The following is a 7963-nucleotide window of genomic DNA, read 5'->3' as shown; positions in this document are numbered from 1 at the left end:
CTGTTGAGCCTGGTCCAGCAACGCCAACTCGGCGAGGCAGCGTTGACCGCCCTCGGTCATCTGGCTCAGCAGGTGCTGCAATTGGCATGCGATTTGCGCCAGGGTCTCAGCGGCAAACGCGCTGCGTTGATAGCTGAAATGCAGGGCCAGTTCCCGGTCCAGACTCACCAGCAAGGTCAGCGGGTAATGGGTCTGTTCACGGCTGGTTACCGGGCCGAACCGCAGCCCTTGTGGCGCGCCCTGCTCCAGCGCCTGGGAGACCGGGTAGTTCTCGAACACCATCAGCGTGTCGAACAGCGCTTCGCCGCCCTGCCCGGCCCAGCGCTGGATGTCGAACAACGGCGTGTGTTCGAACTCGCGCAGCGCCAGGTTCTGCGCCTGAACTGCGTGCAGCCAGCTGTCGAGGGACTGCCCGGCGCGCGGGGTGGCGATCACCGGCAAGGTATTGATGAACAGACCGATCTGTTGCTCAACGCCCGACAGGTCCGCAGGTCGACCGGCGACTGTCGCGCCGAACGCCACGGTGTCTTTGCCGCTGTAACGTTGCAGCAGCAACAGCCAGGCCGCCTGCACCAACGTGTTGACGGTGACTTTCGACGCACGGGCAAATTCGCCCAGGCGTGCGGTCAGCTCGGCATCCAGCACCTGGAAATGATCGCCGTAGCCTTCGCTGCTTTCTGTGGGGTGTAGAACGGTTTGCGCCAGACGGGTCGGCTCTTCCAGTTCACGCAAGGCCGGCGTCCAGAACGCTTCGCTGGCCGCCGTATCCTGGCGTTGCAGCCAACCGATGTAATCGCGATAACGCCCAGTGTTGGTCGCAACGAATTGACCGCTGTAGCGTTGCAACACTTCACCCAGCAACTGCGAGTTGCTCCAGCCGTCCATCAGGATGTGGTGGTTGGTGTAGATCAGGTGATGACGCTGATCGTCGAGACGCACGATCACCAGGCGCAACAGGCTCGCATCGCTCAGGTGCAGATTCTTCCGCTCGCTGTCGGCGAGGTCTTGCAGCGCCTGCCCGGGCTGCGAGTGCGCGCGCAGGTCGTGCAGGCTGTAAGGCATCGGCGCATGTTTGCTGACCACTTGCACCGGAGCCTGCAGTTCGCCTTGCCAGACGAACCGCGTGCGCAGAATGTCGTGGGCCGCGACGGCCGCTTGCCAGGCCTGGTGGAAGCGCTCGGGATCGAGCCCTTCGACGTCCAGGCGCAGCTGGTTGATGTAATCGCCCGCGGCTTCTTGGTACACCGCGTGGAACAGCATGCCCTGCTGCATCGGCGACAACGGATAAAGGTCTTCGATCAACGGCGCCGGCAGCGGCAGGCGATCCAGTTGGGCCTGGGTCAGGTTCGCCAGCGGGAAGTCCGATGGCGTGACGCCATTCTGGCCGGTTTGGCAGCAATGGCTGATCAGCGCTTGCAATTCCTGGGCGTATTCGTCGGCCAGACGCTGGATGGCGGCTTCATGGAACATCTCGCGGCTGAAGGTCCAGCCGAGGTTCAGCTCGCCGCCGTACACTTGACCGTTGAGCGCCAGCTGATTGGCCAGCGGCGCATCGGCGTCGAGTTCATCACCGGCCGCTTCACCGGACGGAACGAACAAGGCACCGTCGGCCTCGGTGAAACTGCCGTCGAACTGGCCCAGGTAGTTGAAGGTCAGGCGTGGCACCGGCAACTGTCCGAGGAGTTCACGGGCGGCATCGTCACCCAGATGAGCGAGCGCGCCAAAACCGATGCCCTTGTTCGGGATCGCGCGCAGCTGTTCCTTGATCTGTTTCAGCGAATCGCCAAGGTCCGCAGCCGGGGTGAGCCGGGCCGGATACAGGCTGGTAAACCAGCCCACCGTGCGGGTCAGGTCGACGCCGTCGAACAGCTCTTCACGGCCATGGCCTTCCAGCTGGATCAGCGCACTGTCGGCGCCGGTCCAGCGCACCATCACTCGCGCCAGCGCGGTCAGCAGCAGGTCGTTGACCTGGGTCCGATAGGCCGCCGGCGCATCTTGCAGCAACTGGCGGGTCAGCTCGCGGTTCAGCTGTGTGCGAACGGTCAGGGCGTGTTTGTTTTGCTGCCCTCCGTCGGGGTTATCCATCGGCAACGCCACCTCGGCACCGTGCAATCGCTGTTGCCAGTTGGCCAGTTCACGCTGCAACGGGGCACTGCGCGCATAAGTCTGCAGGTGCTCGGCCCAGACCTGGGTTGCGCTGGTTTTCGCCGGCAATTGCGGCGGTTTGCCCAGCGCCAGTTGACGGTAGGCGGTTTGCAAATCATCGAACAGAATCCGCCACGACACGCCGTCCACCACCAGGTGATGGACCACCAGCAGTAGCCGTTGGCTGCCGTCATCGAGGTTGGCCAGCAGCGCGCGCAGCAGCGGGCCGTCGTGCAGGTTCAAGCTGCGTTGCGCGGTGTTGGCAGCGGCTTCGAGTGCCGCCGTGTCGGCGACGTCCAACGACCAGACCAACGCCTCGGTCTGGCGGTCCAGCGCACCGTATCGAGCGCGCCAGCCATCGGCCTGCTCGATGAAGTTCAGACGTAAACCGTCGTGATGTACCACCAGCGCGCCAAGCGCGTGTTCAAGCACGGCAGCGTCGAGTGGCTGCGTCGGTTTGAGCATCACCGCCTGGTTCCAGTGCTGACGCTCGGGGATAGCCTGCTCGAAAAACGCCTGTTGCACCGGCAGCAGCGGCAGTTCGCCGGTGGCCGGCCCTTGATCAATGCTTTGCAGCTGTTCACCGACCCGCGCCATCAAGGCCAGTGCCTGGATGGTCTGGTGCTGGAACAGGTCTTTGGGGGTGAAACGAATCCCGGCCTGACGGGCGCGGCTGACCACTTGAATCGAGATGATCGAATCGCCGCCGAGTTCGAAGAAGTTATCGCTCAGGCCGACCTGCTCCAGCTTCAACACGTCCTGCCAGATCGTCGCCAGTTGCTGTTCCAGCGCGCTTTGCGGCGCCACGTAAGTTTGCTGCAACTGACTGACATCAGGCTTGGGCAGGTTCTTGCGATCAAGTTTGCCATTGGGCGTCAGGGGCAAACGTTCGAGCACCAGCAGGTAGGCCGGGACCATGTGCGCCGGCAAGGCGTCTTTCAGTTGCTCGCGCAGGCTGTCGGCGAAATCGCTACGAGCGGCACTGGCCGCATTGGCGACCACATACGCCACCAGACGCTTGCCGCTGCCGGCACTGCCTTCCTGGGCCACCACCACGGCTTCGCGGACACCGGCCAAGGCTTGCAGACGCGCTTCGATTTCCCCCAGTTCAATGCGGAAGCCGCGGATTTTCACCTGATTGTCGATGCGATCCAGGTAGTCGAAAGTGCCGTCGACACGCTGGCGCACCAGGTCGCCGGTGCGGTACAGCAAGCCACCGCTGCTGAAGGGATCGGCGACAAAGCGCTCGGCCGTCAGCCCCGGTCGGTTCAGGTAACCCCGCGCCAGGCCGCTGCCGCCGAGGTACAACTCGCCCGCCATGCCTTGCGGCAGCAGGTTCAAATCGGCGTCGAGCACGTAGGCGCTGCGGTCACCGATACGGCTGCCGATCGGCGCATACGCGGCGCCGCACGGCACCTCGCGCCCGGCCTTCCAGATCAGTGGCGTGACCACGGTTTCGGTCGGGCCGTAGCCGTTGATGATGTAGTCAGGATCAAGGGCGCGCTTGACCCGTTCAAAACTGGCGGCCGGCACCGCGTCGCCACCGAAGCAGTAGATCCGCACTTTCGGCGGATGGCCTTCGCGCTCGGCATGCTCGGCCAGTTGTTGCAGGTACACCGGCGGGAATGCGACCACGGTCACGCCGTGTTCGCGCATGGCGTTGTAGGTCTGCTCCGGCGTCCACAGGCTGTCGTCGCGGATCAGCAGCGACGCGCCGTGGGTCAGGCTGGTCAGCCAGCGTTCATGGGCGCCGTCGAAAGCGAAGGACATGAAATGGAATTCGCAATCGCTGTCGCGCATTTCATAGCGCTCGCCGATGGCCTGGCAATGCATCGCCAGCGGGCCATGGGCGACGCTGACGCCTTTCGGGTTGCCCGTGGAGCCGGAGGTGTAGATGACGTAGGCCAGGTTCTGCGGATCGAGTTGCACCTGTGGCGCCGAGGTCGGTTGATCGTCGAGGTCGAGACGATCAAGTTCCAGCCGCGAGACGGCACCGTGCACCGGCAACTGTGCGGACACCGCAGAATCGGTCAGCAGCAGCGCCAGGCCCGAATCCTCGATCAGATAGGCCAGGCGTTCGCGCGGGTAGCTGGTGTCCAGCGGCACGTAGGCCGCGCCGGCCTTGAGCACCGCCAGCAGTGCGACGATCACCCCTTCACTGCGCGGCAACGCCACGCCTACCCGGGTTTCCGGACCGACGCCGCGGGCGATCAACGCGTGGGCCAATCGGTTGGCACGCTGGTCGATGGCGCCATAGCTGAAGCGCTGGCCGGCGAAAATCACCGCCGTTCGTTCTGGACGTCGCGCCGCCAGTTCGGCGATGCGCTGATGCACCGCGACGTTCATTGGGTACGGCTGCGGGTGGTTATCACGCTGTTGCTGCGCCCGTTCGGCCGCGTTGGTCAAGGCGATTTCACCGAGGTGACGCTCGGCGGATTCGGCGAACTGCGCCAGCAGGTGTTGCAGGTGCACGCTGATGCGTTCGATGGCCGCGACGGGGAACAACGCCCGGTCGAAGCTGTAATGCAGGGCCAATGTGCGGCCCAGGGTCACGGCGATGCTCAGCGGGTAATGGGTCTGCTCGAGGTTGGCGACGTCACCGAACACCACGCCCTGCTCCGCGCCGTGTTGCAGCGCTTCGGCAATCGGGTAGTTTTCGAACACCAGGATATTGTCGAACAGCGCCTCGCCAGTCTGCCCGGCCCAACGCTGAATATCCGCCAGCGGCGTGTGTTCGAATTCACGCAGGCTGAGGTTTTGCCCCTGCACCGCTTGCAGCCACGCGGCGACGGTCTGATCCGGACGTGGCGTGCCGATCACCGGCAAGGTGTTGATGAACAGCCCGACCTGGTGCTCGATGCCGGGCAGGTCGGCCGGGCGACCGGCGACGGTGGCACCGAAGGCCACGCTTTCGTGACCGGTGTAGCGTTGCAGCAACAGCAGCCACGCGGCTTGCACCAGGGTGTTGAGGGTGACTTTCTGTTGCCGGGCGAATGCTTCCAGGCCTTGGGTGTCGGCAGGCGTCAGGGTCAGGAAGTGATCGCCGTGACCGCTGAGATTTGCATCGCTGGCCACCACGTGCGCCAGGCGTGTCGGTTCTTGCAGGGAGGCCAGTTGTTCGGCCCAGTAATCCTCGCTCGCCTGCCCGCCCTGACGCTGCAGCCAGCCGATGTAATCGCTATAACGCCCGGCGGCGGTCGGCGGTGTGTGGCCGCTGTAGCGCTGCAGGACTTCGCCGAGCAATTGCGAATTGCTCCAGCCGTCCATCAGGATGTGATGGTGGGTGTAAATCAGGTGCCAGCCGTTCGCCGCGGTTTGCACCAGCACCAGTCGCAGCAACGGCGCCTGGCTCAGATCAAAACCTTGCTGGCGCTGGGCATCCGCCAGTTCGCTGAGCGCCACGTTCAGGTCGTGGTGCTCGCGCCAGTCGAGCACGCTGAACGGCAGCTGCACCTGTTTGTGGACGATCTGGATCGGTTGCTCCAGCTCGCCCTGCCAGACAAAACCGCTGCGCAAAATGTCCTGCGCATCGACGGTCGCCTGCCAAGCCGCGCGGAAGCGTTCGGGATCGATGCCCTGGACGTCGACCCGCAGCTGATTGATGTACTCGCCCGCCGCCTGTTCATACAAAGTGTGGAACAACAGGCCCTGCTGCATCGGCGACAACGGGTAGAGGTCGTCGAGCTGTCCGGCGGCCACCGGCAGGCCGTCGAGTTGCGCCTGAGTGATGCGCGCCAGCGGGAAGTCCGACGGCGTGGCCTGCGGCGTTTCAAGCGCGCAGCAATGCGCGATCAGCGTGTCAAGTTCGGCGGCGTAGCGGCCGGCCAGTTGTTCGATGGTGAGGCGGTCGAACATCTCGCTGCTGAAACCCCAGCTCATCGACAGTTCGCCGCCGTACACCTGACCTTCCACGGTCAACCAGTTGGCCAACGGCGCGGACGGATCCTGGGCCGCGCCGTTGCCTTCACTCGAAGGGACGAACAGCGCGCCTTCGTCGAACTGGCGGTCGAACTGCCCCAGGTAGTTGAAGGTGATCCGCGGCTTGGGCAAGGCCGCCAATGTCGCGCCCAGCGCCGGCTCGGCCAGGTAACGCAGCGCGCCATAGCCCAGGCCTTTGTCCGGCACGGCACGCAGCTGTTCCTTGATGGTTTTGATCGACGCACCGACGTCCGATGCCGGCGTCAGGTTGACCGGGAACAGGCTGGTGAACCAGCCGACCGTGCGCGTCAGGTCGATGCCCTCGAACAGGTCTTCACGGCCATGGCCTTCGAGCTGAATCAGCGTGCTGCCCAGACCGGTCCAGCGGCACACGACGCGGGCCAGCGCCGTCAGCAGCAGGTCGTTGACCTGGGTGCGATACGCGGCGGGTGCCAGTTGCAGCAGTTTGCGCGTCTGTTCAGCGTCGAGTTTGATCTCGACTTTCTGTTCGAAGCGGTTCTCCAGTTCGCCGCCTTCGCGATCACAAGGCAGGTCGCTCCGGGGGGCGTCGCGCAGCTGCGCTTGCCAGTAATCGAGGCTGTTTTCGAAGGCCGGCAAGTGCGCTTGCAGACGCGCCGCCCACTGTTGATAAGCGCTGGTCTTGGCCACGGGCAAGACCGCCGCACCGTCGCGAAGCTGTTGATAAAACTGTTGCAGGTCTTCCAGCAGCACCCGCCACGACACGCCGTCCACCACCAGGTGGTGAATGACCAGCAGCAGCCGCTGGCTGCCATCGCTCATATCCACCAGCAAGGCCCGCAGCAACGGCCCTTGTTGCAGATCGAGGCTGCGCTGGGCGTCTTCACACAGGGCGTGCAGCGCCTCCGGCGAATGCGCCTGGCGTTGCCACAGCACCGAGTCAGTGGTCAGCGCGGCGTAGGTCTGCTGCCAGCCTGCGGCGGTCATGTCGTAACGCAGGCGCAGGCTGTCGTGCTGCTTGAGCAACTGCAGCAGCGCCTGATCCAGCGCGGCGCTGTCCAGCGGTTCACGGGGGATCAGCAACAGCGACTGGTTCCAGTGCTGGCGCTCGGGGATGGCTAGTTCGAAGAACCACTGCTGCACTGGTGTCAGGGCCACGGTGCCCACGGCCGGGCCTTGGTCGATGCGGTGCTGCTGACCGGCGCGGGCCACTTGCGCGAGGCTGCGGACAGTCTGGTGCTGGAACAGGTCTTTCGGGCTCAACAGAATGCCGGCCTGACGGGCACGGCTGACCACTTGCATCGAGACGATGGAGTCGCCGCCCAGCTCGAAGAAGTTGTCTTCCAGACCGACCGCGTCGATGGCCAGAACGTCTTGCCAGATGGCGGCCAGGGATTTCTCCAGAGCGGTACGCGGGGCAACGTGTTCGCGCTGTTGCTGGCTGCCGTCAACCGCCGGCAAGGCCTTGCGGTCGAGCTTGCCGTTGGGGGTCAACGGCAGTGCCTCTAGGAACAGCAGGTACGCCGGGACCATATAGTCCGGCAAGTGCTGACGCAGCGCGGCCTTCAGCGTTTCGCGCAGACTGGCGTGAGCCTCGGCATCGCCCGCCAGCACCGCGGCGTCGGCCGGCACGATATAGGCCACCAGTTGCTGACCGTTCGCACCGTCCTGGGCCAGCACCGCCAGCTCGCGTACCGCGTCCTGTCGCAGCAGGCGCGCTTCGATTTCGCCGAGTTCGATGCGGAAGCCGCGCACCTTGACCTGATGGTCGATGCGCCCGACGTATTGCAGCGAGCCCTCTGGCTGATAGCGGGTCAGGTCGCCGGTGCGATACATCCGCTCGCCATTGCGGGCGAACGGGTTCGGCACGTATTTCTCGGCGGTCATTGCCGCACGACCCAGGTAGCCACGGCTGATGCCT

Annotated in this window: 1 protein-coding gene; it reads right to left on the bottom strand. The window is 64.7% G+C overall.

Translation table 11 applies throughout. The features are described 5' to 3' along the window. Positions 1 to 7963: non-ribosomal peptide synthetase (locus tag NTD84_RS11215; RefSeq protein WP_262165223.1), on the bottom strand; the 7963-nt coding region annotated here is incomplete at both ends.

The sequence above is a fragment of the Pseudomonas sp. 14P_8.1_Bac3 genome, from assembly GCF_025466085.1.
Lineage (GTDB): Bacteria > Pseudomonadota > Gammaproteobacteria > Pseudomonadales > Pseudomonadaceae > Aquipseudomonas.
This window is presented reverse-complemented; position numbering and strand designations above follow the sequence as displayed.